The sequence below is a fragment of the Oceanimonas smirnovii ATCC BAA-899 genome (genome assembly GCF_000381965.1).
GTDB classification, from domain to species: Bacteria; Pseudomonadota; Gammaproteobacteria; order Enterobacterales; family Aeromonadaceae; genus Oceanimonas; species Oceanimonas smirnovii.
This window is the reverse complement of the sequence record NZ_KB908456.1, coordinates 57,031-81,998: the sequence shown is the minus strand read 5'-3', so window position 1 is coordinate 81,998 and position 24,968 is coordinate 57,031. Positions and strand designations below refer to the sequence as shown.

The following is a 24,968-nucleotide window of genomic DNA, read 5'->3' as shown; positions in this document are numbered from 1 at the left end:
ATTCAGGTGCGTGTTTCCTGTTGCCGGTTTTGGCAAAATGCGGTTATCAGTCCGGCCAGTGCAGGGTAGAAGGTACTGGCAACCCGGGCTTGCCGGCAACGCTGATAAAATGCCGGCAGCCAGCTGCACAGCTCCTGTTCCAGAAACTGACCTATCCCTTTCAGTGTGTCACCCCCGGCACTGGCGTCCTGCTCTGCCAGCTGACGATAGCCGCCAGCCAGGTAGTCCAGCATCACCGCCAGGTGATCTGCCGGCTCCTTGACTTCCGCTGGCAGCATAACACCGGCATTTTCCAGGCGCGCGGCCATGCGCCGGGCTGGCTCAGCCATAAAGCCGCCGCGTTCGGTAAGATAGCAAGAGGCATAAGGCGCGGCACTGTGGCGGGCGTCACTTAAAAACAGGGTGGCAAAGTCTGCTGCCAGCTCCAGTCTGGGGTGTTCAAACACACTCAGGCCGGCAATGGCCGAGCGCAGGGCTCCGGTTTCTGTCTGCAGGCCGTCTTCACTCAGCCAGTTCAGCAGAGGAGTGGCATCTCCGGCCTGATAGGCGGCCAGTGTGGCATCATCCGGCTCTTTGAACATCAGAGTTGAAAACCACTGGCACAGCACTGCCTGCCGTTGCCAGTGTTCACTGGAAAAAAAGGGCAGGACAGTGCCTGCCTCAACAGAGTGTGTCATTAAATCTCCACCATTTGCGGGCCGCCAAAGGAAGTGACGGCGGGCACGTCACCGGTAAATTTCTCGATGTCTACCAGGCAGGTGTTGGCACTGGGTGCCTGAGCCAGCTTGGAAGAGCCCACATCCAGGGTCAGCGTATTAGGATCGCCATAGGTATCAAGTGCCCCTATGCTGGCATCAACAGGACCATACCAGGCACCTTCATGAATACGCACCACTCCTGTGGGATAAAGGTCAGAAATCCGGGCTCCGGCCAGCAGCTGGCCGCGATCGTTGAATACTCGCACCAGGTCGCCGTCCTGAATGCCGCGTGCGGCGGCGTCATCAGGATTGATATAAACAGGCTCCCGGCCCTGCACCGCATAAGTGGTGCGGTATTCGTCGGATTCGCACATTTGTGAGTGCAAACGCTGATCAGGATGGACCGACTGCAGCCACAGCGGGTGTTTATCGGAGCCGGGGCCACCATGAGAGCGCTCGGCTTTTTCCATCCATACCGGGTGAGACTTGCAGTCGTCATAGCCATAGTTACCAATTTTACGGCTGCTTATCTCGATAAAGCCTGAAGGAGTGCCCACGGCGTTGACTTCCGGATCTTTGCGAAAGTCAGCATGACGCACCCAGTTTTCTCCTTCGCCAAAATCTACATAGCCGTTCTCCCAGAACTCGTTAAATTCCGGCATGGGATAAGTGTCTTTATTGGCATCCTTACACTCGTTATAAAGCTGCTCCAGCCACTGGCGCTCGTCTTTGCCCTGGGTATATTCCTCATGGCGGCCATAGCGGCGGCACAAATCGGTGAAAATATCGAAGTCACTGCGCGAATGAAATAAAGGATCCACCAGCTTGTGCATGGCCAGCAGGCCGCGTTTGACATAGGAGCCGTAAATATCGATATCGTTGCGTTCAAACTGGGTGCAGGCAGGCAGCACCAGATCCGAGAAACGGCAGGTGGCGTTCCAGGAATAATCGATGGTGACCACGGTTTCCAGCTTGCGAAACGCCTGCTTCATGCGGTTGTGATCCTGATGGTGATGCCAGGGGTTACAGCCGCTGAATACGCACATTTTGATGTCCGGATAGGTGACTTCGCTGCCGTTGTACTGAATCTTGCCGCCCGGCTCCAGCAGGCAGTCAATCCAGCGGGCTACCGGAATAATGCGGCTGGCACCGTTAAAGTCTTCGTTATCGTGCACCGGCTTTTTGCCGGGATCCAGGTTGCGCGGAAAACCACCCGGTGCGCTGGCATTAGTGCCGGGCACGCCAATGGAGCTGTAGTGATGGGCGTAGCTGATGCCGCCTCCGGGCAGGCCAATCTGGCCCAGCATGGCGGCCAGCACGGCACCGGCCCAATAGGGCTGCTCGCCATGCTGCTGACGCTGAATGGCCCAGCCAAACATCAGCTGAGTTCGGCCGGATGCCAGCAGGCGGGCAAAGTCGCGAATGGCGTCTGCTTCTATACCGCAGATGTCAGCGGCCCACTCCGGCGTTTTTTCTACTTTGTCTTCGGTTTTGCCCAGCACATAATCCATAAAGGGCTCAAAGCCGAGCGTATAGGTGCCGAGGAATTGCTCGTCATGCAGCTTTTCGGCGTAGAGGGTATGCGCCAGTCCCAGCATAAAGGCCACATCGGTCTGCGGATGAATATACTGATGCTCACAACCCAGATATTGCTGGGTTTTGGAGCGTACCGGATCCACACAAATAACCTTGATATCACCGCTGGTGACTTTTTCTTTCAGCTGGGCCAGATAGCCGTATGACTGATGAGTTTCACAGTTCCAGCCTACCTGCAGGTTTTTGAAGGGATCATTGGCCCACAGCACCAGGGTGTTGGTGTGCTCCAGAATAAGCGGCCAGGAAGTACCCTGATCGTATACCTCGGTAGAGCCAAGGACATAGGGCATGATAACCTGACCGGCACCGGTGGAGTAGTCACCTACCTTGTTGACAAAGTTACCGTGCAGGTTGACGCCCCGCTGCATATGGCTGCCACAGCTGTGGAACTGGCCGGTCTGACGCCAGCCGGTAGCGCCGGCGTACAGCGCCCAGGGCCCATATTGGGTTTGAATGCGCTCCAGCTCTTCATAAAACAGATCGAGCGCTTCATCCCAGGTTACCCGCACAAAACGGTTATCTCCCCGCTGGCTGGTATCGCTGTTATGGCGGTTTTTAAGCCAGTCCAGGCGGACCATGGGGTAGCGAATGCGTGACGGATTATAAATAAGTCCTTTAATACCGTTGAGCATATCGGTGGGGTGCTGGTCCAGTTCAAAGGGTTTGACCTCGGTCACCACACCGCCTTTGACCAGCGCCTTGAAGGCTCCCCAGTGGGAGCCGGCCATTTTCCAGCTTCCCTCGGCGGTGACCGCAGCCTCTGCACTGCGTACCAGCAAACCCGGGCCAATCAGGGCAGCAGCCGAGCCCGCCGCCAGCCCCTGAAGAAAACGTCTTCTTGAAATTGCCATTACTGCTCTCTCCTTAATGCGCGCCGTCGGCGTAGTCGGACGAATGCTTTTGCAGATATTTCAGTACCAGGGCCTGAGTGTCGGCGTCCATATTGGTAAAGCCCACCATGCCGGCAAACATGCCCGGCCAGGTGTTGGCATCAAAGTGGGCTTCGGCCGGCTGGGAGTGGCAGACGCTGCAGGCGGTGCGGTAAGTATCCCGGGCATAGCCCCAGAGATCTTCCGCCTCCGGCAGCAGCGCACCTTTTTCTGCCCACAGTGCTATCTCCACTGGCTCCCAGGGCAGGCCGGTCAGCTCGTCCACTTTGGCCTCAGCCTGCACTTTCACCAGCTCATTGTTCTGGGCCACTTCTTTTTCCAGTACCAGACTGGTGATGTTCATGCCAAAGTCTTCATACAGCACGCGGCCAAAGCCCCGGGTCTTGCGCCAGGCGGGAATCAGCAGCTGTACGCTGTCGCCACTTTCTTCCTGTAGCCTTACCGGACTTGCCGCTTCCAGCTCACCGGCAGGTTTAGTACGCTCTTGGTCGAGATACAGCGTAATGGCCTTGACGGTGTAATAACTCTCGCCCTTATTCAGACCCAAGCCCTGCGCCCGCTGCTCCAGTTGATCCAGTGCCGGATCCTTGAATACCATCTGCTCCGGCAGATGGTGAGCAATACCCTTGTGACAGTCGATGCAGCTCTGATTACGCTCTGCAGCCGGTTTCATAAAGCGTTTGGCTTTATCCGACATAACATCCCAGTTCATGCTGTTGTAGTCATGACAGTTGCGGCATTCCAGCGATCCATTGGCAGAAAACCGTGCCCATTCGTGCTGAGCCAGCTCCAGGCGTTTTTCCAGAAATTTTTCACGAGTGTCTATGGTGCCGAATACCTTGCCCCAGACCTCTTTACTGGCCTGCATTTTGCGGGCAATTTTGTCAGTCCAGTCGTGAGGTACATGGCAATCGGGACAGGTGGCGCGCACACCGGAGCGATTGGACCAGTGCACAGTGCCCTGCAGCTCCTGATAGACGTTATTCTGCATTTCGTGGCAGCTGATGCAGAACTCTTCGGTGTTGGTGGCTTCCAGTGCGGTGTTAAAGCCACCCCAGAAGATAATGCCGGCCACAAAGCTGACCAGGGTGACAGCGCCCAGGCTGAGATGCACGGCGGGCCGCCTGAGGGTATTCCAGAGTTTGCAAATAAGTTTTTTCATGGTGCTGCTCGCTTGACAGAGTCGAAATCAAAATCAGTGCAGGTTTATCCGTGGCCGGGGGGGCCAAAAATCAGCTGCAGCATCCAGACGGCGAAACCATAGCCGCCAACACAGATAATGCTGAGCACGGGAAAGAACACCAGGGTGATAAAGAGCAAAGACACCCATTCCCGTTTTTTGGTGGACTCCTGAGCGAAAGTATTTTTAGTCATGGTGGGTCCCTAATTGCGTAAGCCTGAGCGACGGGGAGCATGCATGTTTGTATGCCTTTACCGATTATAGTCACTCATCTGTCAGCCGCGTTGATCCCTGTCAAAACTGTTGTCTGTTGGTGTTTTCACGACAAGTTCAATTGAAGCCGCTGTATGAGAATCATGCTTTAACGCTGCCACAATGAGGCGTACTTTACGTTGGCACTGCCGTTGCCAAAAGTGCCGTTTGAGCCGATAATTCCGGTTTAAACACCTTTCAGAGTTACTCCCCCATGCTTGAACAATATTTTAAGCTCAAAGAGCTGAATACCAATGTGCGCCAGGAAGTGGTGGCAGGTATTACTACCTTTTTGACCATGGCTTATATCATTTTTGTTAATCCGGCCATTTTGTCGGAAGCGGGAATGGACTATGGGGCCGTGTTCGTGGCGACCTGTCTGGCTGCGGCCATTGGCTGCTTTATTATGGGGCTGGCGGCCAACTACCCCATTGCACTGGCACCGGGCATGGGCCTGAACGCCTTTTTTACCTATACGGTGGTGCTGACGGAAGGTTACAGCTGGCAGAGTGCCCTGGGCGCCGTATTCTTTTCGGGCTGTATTTTTGTACTGCTTAGTTTATTTAAGGTGCGGGAGTGGATTATTAATGCCATTCCACAGCCACTCAAACTGGGTATTGCTGCGGGCATCGGCTTGTTTCTGGCGCTGGTGGGGCTGAAAAGTGCCGGCATTATTGTGGATAACCCGGCTACCCTGGTGGGCCTGGGTGATATTACCGGACTGCAGGCGGGCCTGGCGGTGCTGGGCTTTTTTCTGATTATCGGCATGGCTGCGCGGGGCATGCGCGGCGCTGTTATGATCGGCATTCTGGTGATCACTGGTCTGGGGCTGGCCTTTGGCGATGTGGAATATCAGGGCATCGTTTCGGCACCGCCTTCCATTATGCCCACTTTTATGCAGCTGGATCTGGCCGGAGCCTTGAATGTGGGCATGCTGTCAGTGATTTTTGCTTTTCTGTTTGTAGACTTGTTCGATACCTCCGGCACTCTGATTGCGGTGGCCCAGCGGGCCAAACTGCTGGATGAGCAAGGCCGGCTGCCGCGCCTGAGCCGTGCTCTGCTGGCAGACAGCACCGCCTCCATTGCCGGCTCGGTACTGGGTACCTCTACCACGACTTCCTACGTGGAAAGCACAGCCGGTGTGGCCGTGGGCGGACGCAGCGGCCTTACCGCCGTGGTGACCGGTCTGCTGTTTATTGCTGCACTGCTGTTCTCGCCGCTGGCAGGAATGGTGCCGGCTTATGCCACTGCCGGCGCTCTTGTCTACGTGGCCGTACTGATGATGGCCCAGCTGGCTCTTCTGCACTGGGATGACATTACCGAAGCCGTGCCCGCTGTGGTGGTGCTGGTGATGATGCCCTTTACCTTTTCCATTGCCAACGGCATTGCGTTTGGCTTTATCAGCTATGTGGGTGTGAAGGTATTGTCCGGCCGCGCCGGTGAAGTCAGTCCGGTGGTATGGGCTCTGGCCATGCTGTTTGCGCTCAAGTTCGCCTTTGGGGTATAAGCTAACCCCACCCTGACTCTCCCCTTAACAAGGGGAGGGAATTAATTACTTTGCCTTCTCTTTTTCTCCTCCCCCTTGTTTAAGGGGGAGGTCGGGAGGGGGTTTTTATGTTTCCCCTCTTGAAAACCTTTTTGCCGGCCCCATCTTTCTCGCTGTAGGTTAAACCAAGCAAGGAACATCAACATGACCGAAGCCGTGCATACCGAAACTCATGGTTTTCAAACCGAAGTTAAACAGCTGCTCAGCCTGATGGCGCACAGCCTCTACTCCAACAAAGAGGTTTTTCTGCGTGAGCTGGTGTCCAACGCCGCTGACGCTGCGGACAAGCTGCGTTTCAAGGCGCTGTCCAACAGTGATTTATTCGAGAATGACGGCAACCTGCGGGTGCGTCTGGTCATCGATAAAGACAACAAAACTCTGACCATTTCCGATAACGGCATCGGCATGAGCCGGGACGAGGTGATTGAACACCTGGGCACCATTGCCAAGTCGGGCACCAAGGCGTTTTTCAGCCAGCTGTCCGGTGATCAGGCCAAGGACTCTCAGCTGATCGGTCAGTTTGGTGTGGGCTTTTACTCCGCCTTTATTGTGGCCGACAAGGTCACCGTGGAAACCCGTGCCGCCGGTGACAGCAGCGATCGTGGTGTGCGCTGGGAGTCCGACGGTGACGGCAGCTTTACCGTTGCCGATATCAACAAGCCCGGCCGTGGTACCGACGTGATCCTGCATCTGCGGGAAGAAGAGCTGGAGTTCCTCGATGACTGGCGTCTGCGCAGCATAGTGGGTAAATATTCCGATCACATCAGCATTGCCGTGGAAATGTGGAAGGACGGCGAGCCCGAGCAGACCGACGAAGACGGCAATATCACTGCCGCCGCCACTGACGGCGAGTGGGAGCAGGTGAACAAGGCTACTGCCCTGTGGACCCGTGCCAAAGGCGACATCAGCGATGAGGAATATCAGGAGTTCTACAAGCATATTTCTCACGACTGGCAGGATGCCCTGGCCTGGAGCCATAACAAGGTAGAAGGCAATCAGGAATACACCAGCCTGCTGTATGTGCCCGCCAAGGCCCCGTTCGACCTGTATAACCGCGATCAGAGCCACGGCCTCAAGCTGTATGTGCAGCGGGTGTTCATTATGGACGATGCCGAGCAGTTTATGCCCACCTACCTGCGCTTTGTGAAGGGCGTGCTCGATTCCAACGATCTGCCCCTGAACGTGTCCCGCGAAATTCTGCAGGACAACAAGGTGACCGCTCAGTTGCGCAAGGCCTGCACTAAACGGGTGCTGGGCATGCTGGAGCAGATGGCAAAGAACGATGCTGAAAAATACCAGGGTTTCTGGAAAGAATTCGGCAATGTCCTTAAAGAAGGTCCGGCGGAAGACTATGGCAACCGCGAACAGATTGCCGGCCTGCTGCGCTTTGCCAGCACCCATAACGACTCCGATGCGCAGACAGTGTCACTGGCTGACTACATTGAGCGCATGAAAGAAGGTCAGGACAAGATCTACTACATCACAGCCGACAGCTACGCCGCCGCCAGCAACAGCCCGCACCTTGAAATCTTCAAGAAGAAGGGCATCGAAGTGCTGCTGATGTGGGAGCGGGTAGACGAGTGGCTGATGAACCACCTGAGCGACTTCCAGGACAAGCAGTTTGTGTCTGTCACCAAGGGTGAACTGGACCTGGGTGAGCTGGACGACGAAGAAACCAAGAAGGCGCAGGAAGAAGCCAAAGAGGCGCTGAAGCCGCTGCTGGAGCGGGTGCAGACCGCCCTTGGTAATGAGGTGAAGGAAGTACGTCTGACCCATCGTCTGACCAGCACACCGTCTTGTGTGGTGGCCGGTGAGCATGACATGAGCACCCAGATGATCAAGCTGATGCGCGCCGCCGGCCAGCCGGTGCCGGAGCAGAAATACATTCTGGAGCTGAACCCCGAGCACAGCCTGGTGAAAAAGCTGGAAGGTCTGGAGCAGGGCGAGCAGTTCAACGAATGGTCTCGGCTGCTGCTGGAGCAGGCTCAGCTTGCCGAGCAGGGCGGCCTGAAAGACCCCGCCGCCTTTGTGGCACGGGTAAACCGCCTGCTGCTGGGTTAACCGACAAAGCAAGCCTTTTCGAAAGACCGGTATCGCATCAATGCGATACCGGTCTCTTTTTTTTGCTGCTTATATAATCAATAGGTCTAACTGTTCAGGCAGTTACTTGTTCCCATGGCGGTGTCATGCCACAATCAGGCGCAATTTATGAATGACTAATCAAAAAGAGGACGCTGTTATGCGCATCGTTTTGCTGGGTGCTCCGGGCGCGGGTAAGGGAACGCAAGCTCAGTTCATCATGGAAAAGTTCGGTATTCCGCAAATTTCGACCGGCGACATGCTGCGTGCCGCTATCAAGGCCGGCACCCCGCTGGGCCTGAAGGCCAAGGAAGTCATGGATAATGGTCAGCTGGTGTCTGATGACATCATTATTGGCCTGGTAAAAGAGCGTATCAGCCAGGACGATTGTGCCAAGGGCTTTTTGCTGGATGGTTTCCCTCGTACCATTCCTCAGGCCGATGCCATGAAGGAAGCCGGTGTTGCTGTGGATCACGTACTCGAATTTGCCGTGCCTGATGAAGAAATCGTCAAGCGTATGAGTGGCCGTCGTGTGCATCCGGGCTCCGGCCGGGTTTACCACCTGGTATATAACCCACCCAAAGTGGAAGGCAAAGACGATGTGACCGGTGAGGAGCTGGTGATTCGTGCCGACGACGAAGAAGCCACAGTACGCAAGCGCCTGGCGGTTTACCATGAGCAAACAGCACCGCTGATTGATTATTACAAACAAGAAGCCGACGCCGGCCGTACCCAACACCACAAGGTTGACGGTACCCAGTCTGTTGAAGCGGTAAGCCGCGAGCTGACTGATATTCTGGCATAACGCTTTTATGATGTAAGCCGGACCTGTTAGGGTCCGGCTTTTTGTTGTTGATAAAAGGCAGGTAACAAGGTGAAAACAGGCGTTTTACTGGTGAATCTGGGCACGCCTTCCGCGCCAACCTCGGCGGCGGTAAAGGCCTTTCTCAGTGAGTTTCTGCACGATTACCGGGTAGTGGATTTACCCCGTTCACTCTGGTGCCCGTTATTGCATGGCATTATTCTGCCGTTCCGCTCGCCCAAGGTTGCCAAATTGTATCAGGGTATCTGGTGGCCGGAAGGCTCACCACTGATGGTGGTGAGCAAGCGTCAGCAGGCGGGTTTGCAACAGGCACTGCAAGATGAAGGGATCGACATGCCGGTGGCGCTGGGCATGAGCTACGGCGAGCCGTCCATTGAGTCGGCCTGGCAACAGCTGAAAGAGCAGGGCGTAGGCAAAGTGATAGTCTTGCCCCTGTATCCGCAATATTCAGTCAGTACCACGGCCTCTGTGTTTGACAGCTGGGCCAAACTGATGAAAAAAGAGCGGCTGGTGCCTGCGCTGCGTTTTGTGCACGACTACCATGATTTCAGTGGTTATATCTCGGCGCTGGCTGATTCGGTGCGCAGTCACTGGGAGCAACATGGCCGCGGCGACATGCTGCTGTTGTCTTACCATGGTATTCCCAAGCGCTTTGAAAACGAAGGTGACCCTTACGGGCAGCAGTGTCATCGCACGTCAGAGCTGCTGGCCGCAGAGCTGGGGCTGGAGCCCCACCAGTGGCGTACTACCTTTCAGTCCCGCTTTGGCCGGGAAGAATGGCTGCAGCCTTACACTGACAAAACCATGGAAAAGCTGCCGAAAGAAGGCATTAAAAAGCTGGATGTGATCTGCCCGGCATTTTCTGCTGACTGTCTGGAAACCCTGGAGGAGATTGCCGGTGAAAATAAGGAAATCTTTCTCGAGGCGGGCGGAGAGCAATATCACTACATTCCCGCTCTGAACGACAATCCTGCCCATATTCGCATGCTGATGGATCTGGTGCGCCGCGAGCTGGTGTAAGCCAGACAGGGGTCAAAACCTGAAAAACCGGCGTTGCTTTAATAGCAACGCCGGTTTTTTTATGGGCCGAAGGTTCAGTGCAGCGGGCTGGCTGGCACTGCCGGCCCGATCACAAAAAGGCGTCCGCTTGCTTGCCGGTTGCGCAAAAAAGCGCCATCTTGCTCTTGCCAGCACACTACAGCAGCAATGGCAGGGCTTGCCAGCGCGCGTTGTAACTGAGCTGCGCTAAGTTGGTGAGCGTCTATTATACGAGCCGGATTCAGGCCAGCAGCAGCCAGTGCGTGGCGGCATAATCTGCCAGGTGTGTTGGCAATGACTATCCAGCCGGCATTGGCCCGGCTCAGGCTGGCCAGGCGAGCAAGCTCACCAGCCTGTGAAGCCGTGGAGTGAGTGATACTGGGTGATGATGTATGAGAGTGCCGAGCCTGCTTACGGATTAATGAAAGGTTCATCATGGTTCGCCCCTGCCTGTTTTTAACTGGTTATATATACAGTATTCCGGCGGGGCGGTCTGGTCAATATTTAACTGTATAAATTTACAGTCAGGGGGCGTTATGGATAAAACCCAGCTGGAGCGTATGGACATTCATATGGTACTGAGCATTGTCAATGAGAAGCTGCGCATAGAGTGCGACAGCCTGGATGCACTGCTGGCGCGTTACGAGCTGGACGGGGGCTGGCTGGCCGCGCGTATGGCGCAGATCGGCTACCGTTATGACAATCACAGCAACCAGTTTCGTGGCGTGAGCAAGTAACCTGTTACACCATGCCTTGAATTAGAGACACCGGACTGACATAGTCCGGTTTTTTGTCTGCAGGAGAAACCCATGGATGCAAATTTCTGGCATGAACGCTGGCAAACCGCCCGCATCGGTTTTCATCAAAGTGACATTAATGTTCACTTGCAACAATGCTGGGAGCATACCGATGCCGAAGCCGGCAATGAAGTATTGGTGCCCCTGTGCGGTAAAAGCCTGGACATGTGCTGGCTGGCAGAGCAGGGTCAGGCCGTCGCCGGTTTTGAGCTGTCACCGCTGGCGGTGAAAGATTTTTTCACCGATGCCGGTTTAACCCCTTCCTGCAAAGAAGAAGGAGCATTTTTATGCTGGCAGCAGGGGCCGTTCAGCATTTATGAGGGCGATTTTTTCAAGGCCAGTGAACTTGGGCTGCAGTTTAAACTGGCCTACGACAGAGCCGCCCTGATTGCTCTGCCGCCGGCCATGCGCCCGGCTTATGCCAAACAGCTGGCCGAATTGCTGGAAAGTGACGGGCGTGTATTGATGATAACGGTGGATCACGACGCTCAAGAAGATCAAACACCGCCGTTTGCTGTCAAGGAAGCGGATGTGCGAGCCTTGTTTGCACCTTATTTTGAGATAAGCCTGCTGGAACATACCTGCCTCGGAGCGCAACACAGGCGGGTGGCCTCAGGTGAGTGCAGCTATTTTGATGAACTGTGTTTTTTGCTTACTCGGCGCTAAGCAGTTGTTAATTCAGTGTGCGATCAGGTTAACAGAATGGGATTAAGAGCCCGTTTTGGCGTTTTTATTAGTGTAATATTCCGATGTGTGCTTTCAGCATGAAATCTTTATCTGTAAAATAACTATTCATTACGCGCTTAATCCTGTGCGGTATTATGCGCAAATGTTGGTCTTTTTATGCATTGGTTGCCGTTTGCATAGCAAAATGGCAAGGAGTATTCATGGAAAAAACGCTGGCGGGCCAGAGTGGTGGCATGCGCAACTGGCTGATGTTTTTGCTGCCGTCCCTGGCAGGTATTTTGCTGTTTATGACGCCGGTAGCCTGGCAGGGCGACATCACCATTATGATAGCGGTGCTGGCCAAAAGCGTGCAGGGCGCGCTGGCGGATCAGTTGCCGGCTGTGGTCACCGGTCTGATTGTGCTGTCTGCACTGGTCACCCTGTTTGGCTCTCTGGCCAAGCCCGCCTGGCTGCTGAACAGTCCTTTTCTTAATACCCTGTTTAATGTGCGTCCGGTCTGGTTGCTAAGCCGGCTGCTGGGCGCTGTTTTTGTGTTGCTGGTGCAGTTTCAGGTGGGCCCGCAGCTGCTTTACAGCGGTGATACCGGCGGTCTGGTGCTGAACGATCTGCTGCCGGTACTGTTTTCGGTGTTTATTTTTGCCGGCCTGTTGCTGCCGTTATTGCTGGACTTTGGTCTGCTGGAGCTGGTGGGCACCCTGCTGACCGGCATTATGCGCCCTGTGTTCCGGCTGCCCGGCCGTTCGGCAGTAGACTGCATGGCCTCCTGGCTGGGTGACGGCAGTGTGGGCATTTTGCTGACCAGCAAGCAATATGAAGGCCATCACTATACCCAGCGTGAGGCTGCCGTGATTGGTACCACTTTTTCGGCGGTGTCCATTACTTTCAGTCTGGTGGTGCTGGCCCAGGTGAAGCTGGAGCATATGTTTTTACCCTTTTACGGGGCCGTGTGCCTGGCCGGCATAGTGGCGGCCATAGTGGTGCCCCGGCTGCCCCCTCTGTGCTGGAAGGCAGATACCTTTATTAACGGCCAGCCCCGTCCGGCTAATGCCGAAGTCACTCCTGAAGGCTATTCCCGCCTTGGCCATGGTGTCACGCTGGCGCTGATGCGGGCCGGCAAGGTAGAAAGCCTTGGCCAGGTGGCCCGTACCGGTGTGCATAATGCGCTGGATATGTTGCTGGGCGTGCTGCCGGTGGTGATGGCATTTGGCACCCTGGCACTGGTGATTGCCGAAACCACGCCGCTGTTTACCTGGCTGGGTGTGCCTTTTGTTCCTCTGCTTGAGCTGCTGGGTATTCCTGAGGCGGTGGCGGCATCCCAGACCATGGTGGTGGGTTTTGCTGATATGTTTATTCCCGCCATTCTGGCCAGCTCCATTGAAAGTGACATGACCCGCTTTGTGATTGCGGCCTTGTCGGTCACTCAGCTTATCTACATGTCGGAAGTGGGTGCGTTGCTGTTGGGCAGCAAAATCCCGGTCAACATTGTTGAGCTGTTCGTGATCTTTCTGATGCGCACCCTGGTGACGCTGCCGGTGATTGCATTGGTCGCCCATTTGGTATTCTGAAGACAAAGCGCTCTATACTCCGGCGGACATCAGGCTGAACAGGAGCGCTTATGTATCAGAATGTGCTGGATTTTTGGTTCGATGAATTAAAACCGGCCCAATGGTGGCAAAAGAGCAAGATGCTGGATGAAGAAATTGCCCGGCGCTTTGGGCGATACCCTCACCGCAATGCCATTCTCGGGCGTGAGTCCACGCCGGAAGAGCAGGAATTTCTCAAACAGCTGAGAGCGGGGTTTTAACTGCAAACCCCACCCCGACCCTCCCCTTGAAAAGGGGAGGGAGCCAAGACCAAGGAGGAAGGCGGGGAGGGGGTAACGATTACTGCTGCTGGATCATCCAGATTTGAAAGGCACGACGGGTGTCGGCGTCGGCGGCGTTCCACCAGTGTTGCAGCATTTCCATGGCATCGGCATCCACCACGGCATCACCGAACTTTTGCTGAGCGGCAGCCACGGCAGCTTCGGTGCGGCCGTTAAAAGCCTGGCGGGTTTGGCGCAGGTGCTCCTGAATGCCACCGGCAGTGTCCAGGCCGGCAGGCATGGGGATAGTAGAAATGTCTGCTTCAACTGGCTGGCCGGTGCGCTGGTCGATGACGGTCAGCTGCTCGGATTGCTCACGCAGAAACTGGCGGGCCAGCTGATAGTTCAGCGGTTTGTTGAAATCGATGGTCAGCTCGGCATCGGCAGCCACATTATCCAGCTCGATAATTACGGGATCGCCGTTCAGCACCCGTACTTCAGAGCGGTTGGAATAATCATTGGTATAACCAATGGCTATCTGATTTTTACCTTCAGCCAAAGTGACTTCATGAATATCTTTGGTAATGGTGTTGGCGGTTTTTTCACCGTTAATCAGATAAATCTGATAAGGCTGCTCAGCCTTGAAGGTGGCCGCATTGGCACCAAAACACAGACTGGCGGTTGCCAGGGCGGCAAGGGTAATACGCAGTGTCATAAATCAGGGCTCCTGAGCCTTTGCCCGCGAGGGCGTTTCATCAATGAATCTTCACTTAAGTAAACCGGTAAATTGTGACAACAATTCATACCGGACGCAATTGGCAAGCACCGCCCGCTTCACGTTTCCCGGCTGAAGGGCGGCAGGGCATTCAGCAGTGCCGGGCCGTAACGGCGGGTAAGCAAGCGCCGGTCCAGAATAATAATGCGGCCTTGGTCGGTTTCGGTACGCAGCAGCCGGCCGCAGGCCTGGATCAGCTTGCGGGATGCTTCGGGCACGGTGAGTTGCATAAAGGCATTGCCGCCGCTTAAGCTTATCCATTCTGCCATGGCTTCTTCCACCGGCGAGGTGGGCACCGCAAAGGGCAGCTTGGTAATAATCAGATTGGTCAGGTAATGGCCGGGCAAGTCCAGCCCTTCGGCAAAACTGCCGGTGCCAAACAGCACACTGGGCTGACCACCATCGCACTTCATGCGGTGCAGCTCCAGCAGCGCCTGACGGCCGGCTTCTCCCTGCACCAGCAGTGAGTGTCCCTTGTCACGCAGGGTCTTTGCCAGCGCGTTCATCTGCCGGTAAGAAGAAAACAACACCAGCGTAGCGGTTTCACCTTTGATCCAGCGGGGAATTTCCTCACTCAGCAACGCATCAAAGCCTGCATCCTGCGGCTCGCAGCCAAGGGCAGGAATAATCAGCCTTGAGCCGGCGTAGTCAAAAGGGGAGTTCAGCCTGAGATACTGGCTGCCGTCGTCGGCACGCAGGCCCACAGAACGGCGGAAATAGCTGAAATCGTTCAGTGCGGTAAAGGTAGCGGAGACCATCACCACGGCTGCCGCCCGGGACCAGCACCACTGCTCCAGCAGATGCCCCACTGCCAGCGGGGTGGCACACAGCACAATGTCGGTCTTGCTTTGCTCCAGCCAGCGCGCCGGCGGTGTGTGTTTGGGGCCCACGGCTTTCAGCATCAGCTCGCACAGACTGCCGGCCTCGTCGGTGTGCAGTTGCTGCAGGCTGACCGCCGCCATGGCGGCAGATACGGCACTGTTACCGGGCTGCCGCTTAAGTGCCTCGGCCAGCTCGTTCTGCAGCCGGCTTAATCTCTGCGCCAGTTGTTTATGCTCATCCTTAAGGGCAGTAAGGGCATGTGTCAGCAGCCCGGGCAGCTCGCCGGCGGCAAAACGCAGGCAGCCCTGTTCATCCGGGGTTAAGTCGCCGGCACGCTGGGCCGACTGCAGCTGTTTATATAACTCGGTTAACGACGGAATAAGCTGCTGCAGCGCCTGCTGAGTGCGGTTAACGGCGTTCTGACCGTCGTCGTTAAGGGCGGCAGCCAGTTGCGGCACCTGCTTGTTGAACTGCTCCAGATTGCGCCGGGCGCTGCGCAGCCCCAGCCGTGCCGAGCCCTGCTCCCGGGCAATGTGAGCAATATGGTGGGCTTCATCCAATACATAAAGGCAGTTTTCCGGCTCGGGCAGAATAATGCCGCCCCCCATGGACAAGTCTGCCAGTAGCAGCGCATGGTTCACTACAATGACATCGGCTTTATCCAGTTCGGCCCGCGCAAGGTGAAACGGACACTGGCTATGGCCCAGCTGAGGCTGGCAGCTGTGGCGCTCGGTCTGAATCTGGGTCCAGAGCGCACTCTCCACGGGCTCGGGCCAGCTGTCCCGGTCACCGGCCCAGTCACCCGTCTGCAGTGCCTGCCACAGCCCGGCCAGCTGAGTTTGCTGGGCAGGCGTGAGAGTGCAGGCGGCCTCAAACATGCTGATTTGGCTTTTGCCCTGCACCAGGTCCTGCAGCCGCTGCCGGCAGCAATAACGAGCACGCCCCTTGGCCAGGGTAAAGGTAAATGCTGGCTCACAGTGTGGCTGAAAAAGCGGCAGATCCTTGTTGATCAGTTGCTCCTGCAAGGCCAGGGTCGCCGTGGAAATGATCAGGGTTTTATTATTGAGCCGTGCCCAGGGAATGCCCGCCTGTAAATAAGCAAGAGATTTGCCTATTCCGGTGCCGGCCTCGGCCACCAGAATACGACGGGCAGCGTCGTAATGGCCAAGCAGCACCTTGCCTATTTCCGCCACCAGAAAGTTTTGCTCGCGTCTTGGTTTAAATCCCTGAATGGATTGGCTTAACTGACGGTAATTAGCCCGCACAAGAGAGCGGTATTGGGCGCTGGACATGAAAAGTTCCGGTATAAAACACAACGGCAATTATATGGCGTGTGTATTTATATACCAGTTTTCACTGATATATCGGACTATGGTGGTTAATTGTTGAAAAGTGCTTGGCATCACACTTTCAGACGTGCACAAGAGTGTGATTGTCATAAAAAGTTCCCGCGATTTTGTTGCAAGGTCAAAATACCAGTGATAGTCTGCTGCCCATAGTAACGCCAGCGTTGCTAACACAGGGAATAACAAGGACTTAGTGTTTAATTACAGTAGGCATATAAAATCATGAAAAAAACGATTCTTGCACTGACCATTCCTGCGCTGTTCGCGACCTCTGCCAGCGCTGTAACCGTTTACTCCGACGAAGGTGCCAAGGTAGATATCTACGGCCGCATTCAGTATGAAGCCGGTGAGATGGGTTTCAAAAAAGATGATGCAACCGCGAATAACTTCGGTGGCGAAGGTGAAGCACGCCTGGGTGTTAACGTTGAGTATGCACTGAACAACGATATCGACCTGATTGGTAAGCTGGAATGGCAGGTTGTTGCTGAAGGTGATGACGCTACCGGCTCTGACAATCTTTCTACCCGCTACGCCTGGGCTGGTTACCGTTTTCAGGACACTACCGAGCTGACCTTTGGTCGCAGCCAGGATCCGATTGCTCAGGTACTGTATCTGAGTGATATCTTTAACATCTTTGGTGGTCGTGCTGGTTATGGTGACCGTTTTGAGCTGAACGACAAGGTAGACGATCAGGTTCGCGTTTCTTACGCTGCCAACGGTCTGGATCTGCGCGGTGCTTATGCTTTCTCTGACGGTTACAAGCTGGAAAAAGCAGGTAACGGTTCTGAGCTGGACAACCAGTGGTCTCTGTCTGCCGGTTATACTTTCCCGGTAGGTGTGGGCGTGTATGCCGCTTATGAGCAGCAGGATGTTCGTGGTAAAAATGAAGATTCTATCGATGCCTGGTTTGCCGGTGCCAGCTACACCGTAGACGGCTTCTTCTTCTCCGGTCTGTATACTCAGCGTGAATATAAAGACATAGATACCAAAGGTTTCGAACTGACCGGTACCTATAACGTTGATGCCTGGACCCTGCTGGCACAGTACTCTTATGAAGAAGTTGAAGAAACCGCTAAACCTGACTTCGACAGCATTGATGCCTGGACTCTGGGTGTTCAGTATGACCTGACTGCCAAGGCCAAGCTGTATGCTGAATACGAGATCAATGATGACGATCTGAACCGTGATGATCGCTACGGCATGGGTATTCAGTATAACTTCTAATCAGCTAACTAGTTGATAAAGAAGCAAAAAGCCGGCGAAAGCCGGCTTTTTTAATGCCTGTTTTCCAGGCTGGATCGCTAATTGTAGCTGCCGCATTAGCCGGCAAAAGACCGCGCAGCGTGCCTGAAATACAGTGGCCTGCAGGGGTTGCGCCAGCTAAAGCGGCGCCTACCATTTCCCCAGTCCCCAGTCCCCAGTCCCCAGTCCCCAGTCCCCAGTCCCCAGTCCCCAGTCCCCAGTCCCCAGTCCCCAGCGGTTTACAGCGTCCAGCTGGTATGCTGGGCTTTCTGATACTTCTGTTCACAGCTGTCACAGCGCTGCCGGCAGGGGTCATCCATCAGTTGTGCCGGCGTGAGTTCCGCTTCGCAGTCGCTGCACAGTCCATAAAGCCCCAGCTGCCACTGGCACAGGGCGGCATCAACCCGGCGCAGATTTTTGAGTTGAGGTTGCAGCTGGGGCCAGGCGCTCAGCGCGGCGTCGTCGGCCCATTCATCAGGGGGCAAAGTAGCCAGCCTGGCGGCCAGAGTGGCATCCAGCGTGTTTACCGAATGCAAAAAGCGCTGGCGGCAGTCTTCCGCCACCGCCAGCAGCCGGTGCTCCAGTTCGTTTTGTGTTTTGCTGCTCATCATGATTTCCATTCAGTGGAATATGCCGGTCAGTATATGGCTGCCTACTTGTTAACATCATGATGCAAATCAATAACCCCCTTCGGGGAGCTGTCAGCTGTCAGCTTTAAGCTGTAAGTAGTTCGGCGTAGACGAAGGTTACTGTATAGTGCCTGCAAATTGGGTTGTTTACTTCAAACAGAGTCTTGTTATCAGTCACAACTATAAGCCTCTAGGCACCACCACTTACAGCTGACAGCTTACGGCTGCTTGCGAAGCAAGCTTCGGATTTCTTCCGTGTGCTTGAGGGTGCGTATGGCGGTAAATAATTCCTGTGCTTCCGGGTACTGTAACTTAAGATAATTCAGCCATTGTTTGATGCGGTTGGGGTAATAGACGGCCTTGTTGCCTTCCACTTCCAGCGCCGAGTAGTCAAGCAGCAGGTTAATCACTGCAGCCCAGGGCAGGGGGACGGTGCCGGTTTTAATGGTGTCTGCCAGGTTGGGCAGGGCGAGGGCACCCCGGCCCAGCATGATATCGCTGCATTGGCTTTCTGCCTGCGCCTGCACAGCGTGCGCAGCGTTCCAGATTTCGCCGTTTACAATCACCGGAATAGTCAGCTGATGCTTTATTTGGGCCACCAGCGGCCACCAGGCCGGCGGGCGATAACCGTCTTTTTTGCTGCGGGCATGCACTGCCAGCTCGGTAATGCCGGCTTCTGCCAGTGCCCGGCTGTTTTCCAGATAACGGTCGCGCTGCTCCAGCCCCAGCCTAATTTTGGCACTGACCGGCAAATGGGCCGGCACGGCGGCGCGCACCGCCCGGCCAATGCGATACAGCTGTTCGCTGTCGGCCAGCAGGGCAGCACCGCCTCTGTGCTTGTTGACGGTTTTGGCGGGACAGCCAAAGTTAAGATCAATACCGCCGGCTCCCAGATTTATCGCCTGAGCAGCGTTTTCTGCCAGCCAGTTGGCGTCCTGGCCCAGTAACTGAATACGCACCGGCGTGCCCGACGGTGTTTTGCAGCCATGATGCAGCTCGGGGCATAACCGATGAAAAACCCGCGCCGGCAGACACATGTCCACTACCCGCACAAACTCGGTCACGCATAAATCATAAGGGTTAAGGCGGGTGAGCAGGTCCCGCATCAAATGGTCGAGCACCCCTTCCATCGGAGCCAGGATCAAACGCATGTTATTCAGTTACCGGCAAAAGCGGGCAGTGTAACCCCGGCATGATAAAAGCGCCATGACGGACAGTGAGGCGAGAGTTTGAAAACGACTTTTGCTATAGTAAACACGGGTTTTAACTGGCAGGAGAGCACAATGCGATTTTTATTTGCCCTGCTTGGCACCATTGCTCTGGGGTTGGGAATATTAGGTGCCTTTTTGCCGGTGTTGCCTACCACGCCTTTTGTACTTTTGTCTGCCTGTTGCTTTGGCAAGTCTTCGCCCAGGCTGCATGCCTGGCTGGTGAATCACCCCTGGTTTGGCAGCTTGATTCATGACTGGCAGACACACAGAGGGCTGCGGCCTCAGGTGAAACGTCGCGCTTTGCTGTTAATGGCAATCAGTTTTGCCTTTTCTGTGTATATGGTCCCCTTGTGGTGGGTACGGGGTGTGCTGGTGCTCACCTTTCTGATACTGGCCTGCTGGATGTGGCGATTGCCGGCAGTGCCCGCGCCGGGCATGGTTGCAATGGATCAGACGAGGCCCTAAGATTTCACTCCTTCATTCCATGCCATGCCCGCGTTAGCCGGGTTTAATGAGGCAGCCATACGCCATGAAACAAGACACCCTTAAGCTTATCGCGAACAGTATTGTCTCCATTCCTGATTACCCCAAGCCCGGCATTATATTTCGTGATATAACCGGTTTGCTGGAAGACGGCGAAGCTTTTCGCCTGACCATAGACACCCTGGTAGAGCACTACCGCCACTCTGGTGTGCGCAAGGTGCTGGGCACCGAAGCCCGTGGCTTTATTTTCGGCGCTCCGGTGGCAGCGGCGCTGGGTGTGGGCTTTATTCCTGCCCGCAAGCCCGGCAAGCTGCCCCGGGAAACCGTAGAAGCGTCTTATCAGCTGGAATACGGCACCGACACGCTGCAAATTCATGCTGACTCTATTGTGCCGGGTGAAAAAGTGTTGATCATAGATGATCTGTTGGCCACCGGTGGCACAGTGGAAGCGGCGGTTAAGCTGGTGCGCAGCTGCGGCGGTGAGGTACAGGAAGCCGCCTTTGTGATTGGTCTGCCTGCACTGGGCGGCATGCAGCGGCTGAACAAGCTGGGTGTGCGGGTGACCAGTCTGGTTGAGTTTGACGGTCATTAAGCCCATGAGCTATCAGGTACTGGCCCGCAAATGGCGGCCACGCCGGTTTGGCGACGTGGTGGGACAACAGCATGTGCTGACAGCGCTGATCAATGCCCTGGAGCAGGGGCGGTTGCATCATGCCTATCTGTTCAGCGGCACCCGTGGCGTGGGCAAAACCTCCATTGCCCGCCTGCTGGCCAAGGCGCTTAACTGTGAAACCGGCGTGTCTGCTGATCCTTGTGGCCGCTGTGACAGTTGCCGGGAGATAGAAGAAGGGCGCTTTGTTGACCTGCTTGAGATAGACGCCGCCAGCCGCACCAAGGTGGAAGACACCCGCGAGCTGCTCGACAATGTGCAATATCAGCCTGCCCGGGGCCGGTTCAAGGTGTACCTGATTGACGAGGTGCACATGCTCTCCCGGCACAGCTTTAATGCCCTGCTGAAAACCCTGGAAGAGCCACCGCCTCATGTGAAGTTTTTGCTGGCCACCACGGATCCGCAAAAGCTGCCCATTACCATTTTGTCCCGCTGTTTGCAGTTTCATCTTAAAAGTCTGGAGCCCGGTCAGATAGACGGCCAGCTGCAGCATATTCTGCAGCAGGAGCAACTGAACTTTGAGCCAGAAGCCACCGCCGCGCTGGCGCGCGCCGCCGACGGCAGCCTGCGGGATGCATTAAGCCTGACCGATCAGGCTCTGGCCTTTAGTAACGGCCGGCTGCAGCTGGCAGAAGTGGAGCGCATGCTCGGCAACCTGAACCGGGAGCAGCTGCTGGCGCTGGTGGAGGCATTATTAGCCGGCGACGGTGCCGCTTTGCTGGCCAGAGTAGCCGAGCTGGCCACTCTGGGGCCGGATTATGACCATGTGCACAAGGAGCTGATTGCTTTCTGGCATCAGCTGGCACTGGCCCAGGTGGTGCCGGCGCAAGGGGTGCCTTATGCTGATGAGCTGAACCGGCTGGCCCCGCTGGTAAGTCCGGATCAAATACAGCTCTATTATCAGATTTGCCTGCAGGGCCGCAAAGACTTGCCCTTTGCGCCGGATGGCCGTTCGGCGCTGGAAATGACACTGCTGCGCACTCTTGCCTTTGTGCCCAAGGATGCCGCCGGCATTCAGGCGGAGCCGGCCCCGCTAAAAAAGCCTGAGCCGGCGGCCTTGCCGGCAAGCGAAGATGAGGCCATCAGCCGCCGGCTGGAACAGGAGCAGGCACAAATCTGGCAACAGGCCGAGCAAATGGGACAGGTGACCAGCCCAGTTGCCATTCAGCCCGACACTCAGTCTGAGACAGTGGTGGAACAGCCTGCTGCACCACAAGAGCGCCAGCCGGTTGCGCAAGCACAGCCAGATCCGGTCAAACCTGAGTCTGCTCCAATACCAGCGTCGGCACCGCTGCCTGCAGTAGAGCCCGAGCCGCTGGTGGATGAAGCTGCCGAGCAGGCAGCGCGCATTCGTCGTCTGCTGCAAACCCGTAACCGGCTGCTGAGCCAGGAACGCAGCGAAGCGGCAGCGGAGCAAAAGTCGGCCCCGCGAGTGGTGGCCAAACCCGAGCGGCCAGCGCCGGTAACAACAGAAAAGCCGGTGCTGGCTCAGACTGCAAAAGCGGTACCCGAGCCCCGGAATGAGCTGCCGCCGCTGGATGCCTATCACGACATAAGCTGGGACGATAACGACGCACCGCCCTGGAGCGATGAGCATGAGCCTGTCTCAGGGCCGGTGCCTGCAACAGCGGCCAGACCTGTACCCGCAGCCGCCAGACCGTCGGCTCCGGCTCAGCCCGAGGCGGTGGCTCCACCTGTACCCAGGGCCAGCTGGAAAGAAGCAGCTGAGCCACTGAAGCCCTCCGAGCTGCTTTCTCAGGCAACCGATCCCTGGGCCAGACTGGTGTCTGAACTGCCTTTGGGCGGCCTGCTACGCCAGCTGGCCATGCACAGCACGCTGGAGCAGCAGGATGATCAGTGGCAGTTATGGTTAAGACCTGAACATAAGCATCTGCTTAATGATAAAACCCGCGCCGAGCTTGAAGCGCTGGTCAGTCAGCATCTTGATCGCAGCATCAGCGTTCGCGTGAGTCTGGGAGGAGAAGGACAAACGCCGTCTGATGTGGAGCTGCAGTTATATCAGGCGGCCCGGGCGCGCGCCAGAGATGAAATTGAAGCCGATGATGCGGTACAATTCCTTATCTCGCGCTTTGCCGCCGAGCTGGATGCAGACAGCATTGAGCCCATGGCGCAGTAAGCGTGACTGTATTCACCATCAATAAAGAGTAACAACCTATGTTTGGTAAAGGCGGACTTGGCAATATCATGAAACAGGCGCAGCAGATGCAGGATAAAATGCAGAAGCTGCAGGAAGAGCTGGCCCAGATGGAAGTGGTGGGTGAGGCCGGTGCCGGCCTGGTAAAAGTCACCATGACCGGCAGTCACTCTGTGCGCCGGGTAGAGCTGGACGACAGCCTGCTGGAAGACGACAAGGAGCTGGTGGAAGATCTGCTGGCAGCTGCGGTAAACGACGCCGTGCGCCGGGTGGAAGAGCAGAACAAAGCGCGTATGGGCGAGCTCACCGGCGGCATGCAGCTGCCCCCGGGTTTTAAAATGCCGTTCTAAAACAAAGTTTGAAGCCGGAAGCTGGAAGAAAAGCATTGATGTCTCAACACGCTGTTTTATTTTTTCAGCTTCTAGCTTCTAGCTTCTAGCTTTCCTTTCCCCTTCCAAATATCTTTCAAGAGTCTTCCATGCGTTTCAGCCCGTTACTGGATGAATTAATCAAAAGCCTGCAGGTGTTGCCCGGTGTGGGGCCCAAATCGGCACAGCGCATGGCCTTTGCCCTGCTGGAGCGTCAGCGTGCCGGCGGCCGCAAGCTGTCCCATGTGCTGGAGCAGGCACTGGATAATATCGGCCATTGCCGTCAGTGCCGCACTTTTACCGAAGAAGCCGTCTGCGCCATCTGCGCCAGCCCCAAGCGGGCGGTGAGTGGTCAGTTATGCGTGGTAGAAAGTCCGGCAGACGTGGTGGCCATAGAGCAGACCGGTCAATATCAGGGGCGTTATTTTGTGCTGATGGGCCATTTATCGCCGCTCGACGGAGTAGGCCCGGAAGAGCTGGGCCTGAATATACTGGAAACCTGGCTGGACACCGAGCCGTTCAGCGAGCTTATTCTTGCTACCAACCCCACGGTGGAAGGGGAAGCCACCGCCTATTTTATTGCCGATATTGCCCGCAGCCGCGGGGTGTCGGTCAGTCGCATTGCTCACGGTGTGCCCATCGGCGGCGAGCTGGAGCTGGTGGACGGCAACACCCTCAGCCACTCCTTTATGGGCCGTAAGGCGTTTAGTGACTGAAGGCCGGGTGGGGGTGTTATATCGGATAAAACGTCAGGCTGGCAATGCGCACCAACACGCCGGCAAACAGCAGCATGCCGCCATAGCGCAGCCAGCGATATTCCTGCAGCGTCAGATCCTTGGCGCGGTTAAATACAATACGCGGCAATGCCAGCCAGTCTTTCTTGCGCCGGCCATAGCGCCAGGTGCCAATCAATACCAGTAATAATCCTGCCAGCAGCAATGCCGGCTCAGCCAGTTTCAGCCAGAGCATGATTCCTTTACACTCCGATGTTAATGAGTTGTTGCCTGAGTATGGCCGGCCATACTGGCGCCGGCCATTAGCCATTGGTCTATGAAACGTGTTCCAGGGTAACGGCACTGCTGGCGGCCAGCAGCTGAGCCGCGCCCGGGTACTGACTGATGCCAGCGGCGCTTTCCACCAATACGGCGCGAGTAATGTGTTCGGGCCGGCCGCCCTGCAGTTGTAACTGGCTCAGTGCCAGCTGCATGGGGCCAAGTCCCGGATTAAAGGCGGCATTTTCCAGATAGCGACCGGTGATAATGCGTCCGTCCGCCAGTTGCAGGGCTACGCCGGCACGGTTGTGGCTATAGGGGGCATAGCTCAGGTTGGCCTGCTGCAGGGCAGCCTTTAAGAGTGTGTCGTCACTGGCGTGGTGCAGCGTGCCCGGCTCTGGGCTGAGCATGCCGCCGTCAATACCCAGATCAGCCGGGCCAAAGGCATAAGGCAGAAGCTCGCTTAATGCGTGTTCGGCCTCGGGCAGAGTAATGGTGACTGGCTGATTCAGCTCCTGCATAAACTGCCGGCAATGGCCGCAGGGGCTGGCGCTGACCACTACAGCCTGAATGTGTTGTTCATTATGCAGCGCCGCATGACCAATGGCCGACTGCTCCGCATGCACGGAATAATGCAGTGCAAGACCGGCAAACTCCAGATTGGCACCCAAATACCAGTATCCCGAATCCGCCATGGCGATCGCACCCACCGCAAAATTCGATACTGGTGCCAGGCTCAGTTGCTGAGCCTGTGGCAGCAGTGCCAGTGCAAGTCTTGCGCCTGCAAGGCCGGTGGCATGCTCAAGGGCTTTTACTTGCTCCGGCGTCAGCCGGGGCTGAGCAATGCTCATTTGCTGCAATGCGGTCTGTACCATTTGCGCCTCC

General features: G+C 56.0%; 24 protein-coding genes and 1 pseudogene. 14 read left to right on the top strand and 11 right to left on the bottom strand.

What is annotated here, in order from left to right:
• Nucleotides 1-2: 2 nt before the first annotated feature.
• The 4 genes from torD to G364_RS0104610 are packed head-to-tail and all read right to left on the bottom strand — an operon-like array spanning nucleotide 3 to nucleotide 4,558.
• A complete protein-coding gene (gene torD / locus G364_RS0104625; RefSeq protein WP_019933988.1) occupies nucleotides 3-677 on the bottom strand; it encodes a molecular chaperone TorD in 675 nt (224 codons plus the stop codon).
• The gene (gene torA / locus G364_RS0104620) at nucleotides 677-3,145 is read right to left on the bottom strand and encodes a trimethylamine-N-oxide reductase TorA (protein ID WP_019933987.1); all 2,469 of its coding nucleotides are present in this window, start codon (nucleotides 3,143-3,145) and stop codon (nucleotides 677-679) included. Before torA ends, torD begins: the two co-directional genes overlap by 1 nt.
• Before the next feature lie 13 nt (nucleotides 3,146-3,158).
• Complete coding sequence (torC, locus tag G364_RS0104615; protein ID WP_026344692.1) at nucleotides 3,159-4,346, bottom strand: pentaheme c-type cytochrome TorC; 1,188 nt, start codon at nucleotides 4,344-4,346, stop codon at nucleotides 3,159-3,161.
• A gap of 44 nt (nucleotides 4,347-4,390) precedes the next feature.
• Nucleotides 4,391-4,558: a periplasmic nitrate reductase, NapE protein gene (locus tag G364_RS0104610; protein WP_019933985.1), complete on the bottom strand. Its 168-nt coding sequence runs from the start codon at nucleotides 4,556-4,558 to the stop codon at nucleotides 4,391-4,393.
• 272 nt (nucleotides 4,559-4,830) lie between these two features.
• Here G364_RS0104610 and G364_RS0104605 point away from each other — a divergent pair, with 272 nt between their 5' ends.
• The 4 genes from G364_RS0104605 to hemH all read left to right on the top strand — a co-directional run bounded on the left by G364_RS0104605 (nucleotide 4,831) and on the right by hemH (nucleotide 10,084).
• Nucleotides 4,831-6,123: an NCS2 family permease gene (locus tag G364_RS0104605; RefSeq protein ID WP_019933984.1), complete on the top strand. Its 1,293-nt coding sequence runs from the start codon at nucleotides 4,831-4,833 to the stop codon at nucleotides 6,121-6,123.
• 183 nt (nucleotides 6,124-6,306) lie between these two features.
• On the top strand, nucleotides 6,307-8,223 hold the full coding sequence (gene htpG, locus G364_RS0104595) for a molecular chaperone HtpG (protein WP_019933982.1): 1,917 nt from the start codon (nucleotides 6,307-6,309) through the stop codon (nucleotides 8,221-8,223).
• A gap of 178 nt (nucleotides 8,224-8,401) precedes the next feature.
• Nucleotides 8,402-9,046, top strand: coding sequence for an adenylate kinase (gene adk / locus G364_RS0104590; protein ID WP_019933981.1), 645 nt, complete (start codon nucleotides 8,402-8,404; stop codon nucleotides 9,044-9,046).
• A 69-nt stretch (nucleotides 9,047-9,115) separates the two neighbouring features.
• Complete coding sequence (hemH, locus tag G364_RS0104585) at nucleotides 9,116-10,084, top strand: ferrochelatase (RefSeq protein WP_019933980.1); 969 nt, start codon at nucleotides 9,116-9,118, stop codon at nucleotides 10,082-10,084.
• Nucleotides 10,085-10,158: 74 nt separating this feature from the next.
• Here hemH and G364_RS0104580 read toward each other — a convergent pair whose 3' ends face one another.
• Entirely contained in the window at nucleotides 10,159-10,539 is a 381-nt protein-coding gene (locus tag G364_RS0104580; protein WP_019933979.1) for a hypothetical protein, read from the bottom strand.
• Between the two features lie 99 nt (nucleotides 10,540-10,638).
• On the opposite strand from G364_RS0104580, the gene G364_RS0104575 reads away from it, so the two are divergent.
• From G364_RS0104575 to G364_RS17415, 4 genes and pseudogenes are all read left to right on the top strand, one after another.
• Nucleotides 10,639-10,839: a DUF4250 domain-containing protein gene (locus tag G364_RS0104575; RefSeq protein WP_019933978.1), complete on the top strand. Its 201-nt coding sequence runs from the start codon at nucleotides 10,639-10,641 to the stop codon at nucleotides 10,837-10,839.
• A gap of 72 nt (nucleotides 10,840-10,911) precedes the next feature.
• Nucleotides 10,912-11,565 (top strand): thiopurine S-methyltransferase, encoded by a 654-nt coding sequence (locus G364_RS0104570; protein WP_019933977.1) that lies wholly within the window; start codon nucleotides 10,912-10,914, stop codon nucleotides 11,563-11,565.
• A 221-nt stretch (nucleotides 11,566-11,786) separates the two neighbouring features.
• Complete coding sequence (locus tag G364_RS0104565) at nucleotides 11,787-13,151, top strand: YjiH family protein (RefSeq protein WP_019933976.1); 1,365 nt, start codon at nucleotides 11,787-11,789, stop codon at nucleotides 13,149-13,151.
• Nucleotides 13,152-13,285: 134 nt separating this feature from the next.
• Nucleotides 13,286-13,390 (top strand): annotated as a pseudogene (locus tag G364_RS17415) (DUF924 family protein); the annotation flags it as partial.
• A 79-nt stretch (nucleotides 13,391-13,469) separates the two neighbouring features.
• On the opposite strand, the gene G364_RS0104555 reads toward G364_RS17415, so the two are convergent.
• Both G364_RS0104555 and dinG read right to left on the bottom strand, forming a co-directional pair.
• Nucleotides 13,470-14,105 (bottom strand): YccT family protein, encoded by a 636-nt coding sequence (locus G364_RS0104555; protein WP_019933974.1) that lies wholly within the window; start codon nucleotides 14,103-14,105, stop codon nucleotides 13,470-13,472.
• Nucleotides 14,106-14,224: 119 nt separating this feature from the next.
• A complete protein-coding gene (gene dinG, locus G364_RS0104550; protein ID WP_019933973.1) occupies nucleotides 14,225-16,279 on the bottom strand; it encodes an ATP-dependent DNA helicase DinG in 2,055 nt (684 codons plus the stop codon).
• Between the two features lie 276 nt (nucleotides 16,280-16,555).
• Between dinG and G364_RS0104545 the strand changes: the two genes are divergently transcribed.
• Nucleotides 16,556-17,557: a porin gene (locus tag G364_RS0104545; protein ID WP_019933972.1), complete on the top strand. Its 1,002-nt coding sequence runs from the start codon at nucleotides 16,556-16,558 to the stop codon at nucleotides 17,555-17,557.
• 257 nt (nucleotides 17,558-17,814) lie between these two features.
• Here G364_RS0104545 and G364_RS0104540 read toward each other — a convergent pair whose 3' ends face one another.
• Both G364_RS0104540 and G364_RS0104535 read right to left on the bottom strand, forming a co-directional pair.
• A complete protein-coding gene (locus G364_RS0104540) occupies nucleotides 17,815-18,186 on the bottom strand; it encodes a hypothetical protein (protein WP_026344691.1) in 372 nt (123 codons plus the stop codon).
• A 236-nt stretch (nucleotides 18,187-18,422) separates the two neighbouring features.
• Complete coding sequence (locus tag G364_RS0104535) at nucleotides 18,423-19,355, bottom strand: tRNA-dihydrouridine synthase (protein ID WP_019933970.1); 933 nt, start codon at nucleotides 19,353-19,355, stop codon at nucleotides 18,423-18,425.
• A gap of 132 nt (nucleotides 19,356-19,487) precedes the next feature.
• Here G364_RS0104535 and G364_RS0104530 point away from each other — a divergent pair, with 132 nt between their 5' ends.
• The 5 genes from G364_RS0104530 to recR all read left to right on the top strand — a co-directional run bounded on the left by G364_RS0104530 (nucleotide 19,488) and on the right by recR (nucleotide 23,807).
• Entirely contained in the window at nucleotides 19,488-19,880 is a 393-nt protein-coding gene (locus G364_RS0104530; RefSeq protein ID WP_019933969.1) for a YbaN family protein, read from the top strand.
• 64 nt (nucleotides 19,881-19,944) lie between these two features.
• Nucleotides 19,945-20,490: an adenine phosphoribosyltransferase gene (apt, locus tag G364_RS0104525; RefSeq protein ID WP_019933968.1), complete on the top strand. Its 546-nt coding sequence runs from the start codon at nucleotides 19,945-19,947 to the stop codon at nucleotides 20,488-20,490.
• Nucleotides 20,491-20,494: 4 nt separating this feature from the next.
• On the top strand, nucleotides 20,495-22,705 hold the full coding sequence (dnaX, locus tag G364_RS0104520; protein ID WP_019933967.1) for a DNA polymerase III subunit gamma/tau: 2,211 nt from the start codon (nucleotides 20,495-20,497) through the stop codon (nucleotides 22,703-22,705).
• A gap of 38 nt (nucleotides 22,706-22,743) precedes the next feature.
• Nucleotides 22,744-23,073 (top strand): YbaB/EbfC family nucleoid-associated protein, encoded by a 330-nt coding sequence (locus G364_RS0104515; RefSeq protein WP_019933966.1) that lies wholly within the window; start codon nucleotides 22,744-22,746, stop codon nucleotides 23,071-23,073.
• A gap of 128 nt (nucleotides 23,074-23,201) precedes the next feature.
• Nucleotides 23,202-23,807: a recombination mediator RecR gene (gene recR, locus G364_RS0104510; RefSeq protein ID WP_019933965.1), complete on the top strand. Its 606-nt coding sequence runs from the start codon at nucleotides 23,202-23,204 to the stop codon at nucleotides 23,805-23,807.
• A gap of 16 nt (nucleotides 23,808-23,823) precedes the next feature.
• Here recR and G364_RS0104505 read toward each other — a convergent pair whose 3' ends face one another.
• Both G364_RS0104505 and cdd read right to left on the bottom strand, forming a co-directional pair.
• Entirely contained in the window at nucleotides 23,824-24,060 is a 237-nt protein-coding gene (locus G364_RS0104505; RefSeq protein WP_019933964.1) for a hypothetical protein, read from the bottom strand.
• A 79-nt stretch (nucleotides 24,061-24,139) separates the two neighbouring features.
• Nucleotides 24,140-24,958, bottom strand: coding sequence for a cytidine deaminase (gene cdd / locus G364_RS16355; protein WP_019933963.1), 819 nt, complete (start codon nucleotides 24,956-24,958; stop codon nucleotides 24,140-24,142).
• Between the last annotated feature and the right edge of the window lie 10 nt (nucleotides 24,959-24,968).

Bases quoted from the DNA above. Each gene is read 5' to 3' on its own strand.
- dnaX (WP_019933967.1), top strand. From the start codon at position 20,495: ATGAGCTATCAGGTACTGGCCCGCAAATGGCGGCCACGCCGGTTTGGC.
- G364_RS0104575 (WP_019933978.1), top strand. From the start codon at position 10,639: ATGGATAAAACCCAGCTGGAGCGTATGGACATTCATATGGTACTGAGC.
- G364_RS0104565 (WP_019933976.1), top strand. From the start codon at position 11,787: ATGGAAAAAACGCTGGCGGGCCAGAGTGGTGGCATGCGCAACTGGCTG.
- recR (WP_019933965.1), top strand. From the start codon at position 23,202: ATGCGTTTCAGCCCGTTACTGGATGAATTAATCAAAAGCCTGCAGGTG.
- G364_RS0104555 (WP_019933974.1), bottom strand. From the start codon at position 14,105: ATGACACTGCGTATTACCCTTGCCGCCCTGGCAACCGCCAGTCTGTGT.
- apt (WP_019933968.1), top strand. From the start codon at position 19,945: ATGAAACAAGACACCCTTAAGCTTATCGCGAACAGTATTGTCTCCATT.
- G364_RS0104570 (WP_019933977.1), top strand. From the start codon at position 10,912: ATGGATGCAAATTTCTGGCATGAACGCTGGCAAACCGCCCGCATCGGT.
- G364_RS0104505 (WP_019933964.1), bottom strand. From the start codon at position 24,060: ATGCTCTGGCTGAAACTGGCTGAGCCGGCATTGCTGCTGGCAGGATTA.
- G364_RS0104580 (WP_019933979.1), bottom strand. From the start codon at position 10,539: ATGATGAACCTTTCATTAATCCGTAAGCAGGCTCGGCACTCTCATACA.
- G364_RS0104540 (WP_026344691.1), bottom strand. From the start codon at position 18,186: ATGATGAGCAGCAAAACACAAAACGAACTGGAGCACCGGCTGCTGGCG.
- cdd (WP_019933963.1), bottom strand. From the start codon at position 24,958: ATGGTACAGACCGCATTGCAGCAAATGAGCATTGCTCAGCCCCGGCTG.
- G364_RS0104545 (WP_019933972.1), top strand. From the start codon at position 16,556: ATGAAAAAAACGATTCTTGCACTGACCATTCCTGCGCTGTTCGCGACC.
- G364_RS0104530 (WP_019933969.1), top strand. From the start codon at position 19,488: ATGCGATTTTTATTTGCCCTGCTTGGCACCATTGCTCTGGGGTTGGGA.
- G364_RS0104535 (WP_019933970.1), bottom strand. From the start codon at position 19,355: ATGCGTTTGATCCTGGCTCCGATGGAAGGGGTGCTCGACCATTTGATG.
- htpG (WP_019933982.1), top strand. From the start codon at position 6,307: ATGACCGAAGCCGTGCATACCGAAACTCATGGTTTTCAAACCGAAGTT.
- torD (WP_019933988.1), bottom strand. From the start codon at position 677: ATGACACACTCTGTTGAGGCAGGCACTGTCCTGCCCTTTTTTTCCAGT.
- G364_RS0104610 (WP_019933985.1), bottom strand. From the start codon at position 4,558: ATGACTAAAAATACTTTCGCTCAGGAGTCCACCAAAAAACGGGAATGG.
- torC (WP_026344692.1), bottom strand. From the start codon at position 4,346: ATGAAAAAACTTATTTGCAAACTCTGGAATACCCTCAGGCGGCCCGCC.
- G364_RS0104515 (WP_019933966.1), top strand. From the start codon at position 22,744: ATGTTTGGTAAAGGCGGACTTGGCAATATCATGAAACAGGCGCAGCAG.
- adk (WP_019933981.1), top strand. From the start codon at position 8,402: ATGCGCATCGTTTTGCTGGGTGCTCCGGGCGCGGGTAAGGGAACGCAA.
- G364_RS0104605 (WP_019933984.1), top strand. From the start codon at position 4,831: ATGCTTGAACAATATTTTAAGCTCAAAGAGCTGAATACCAATGTGCGC.
- torA (WP_019933987.1), bottom strand. From the start codon at position 3,145: ATGGCAATTTCAAGAAGACGTTTTCTTCAGGGGCTGGCGGCGGGCTCG.
- dinG (WP_019933973.1), bottom strand. From the start codon at position 16,279: ATGTCCAGCGCCCAATACCGCTCTCTTGTGCGGGCTAATTACCGTCAG.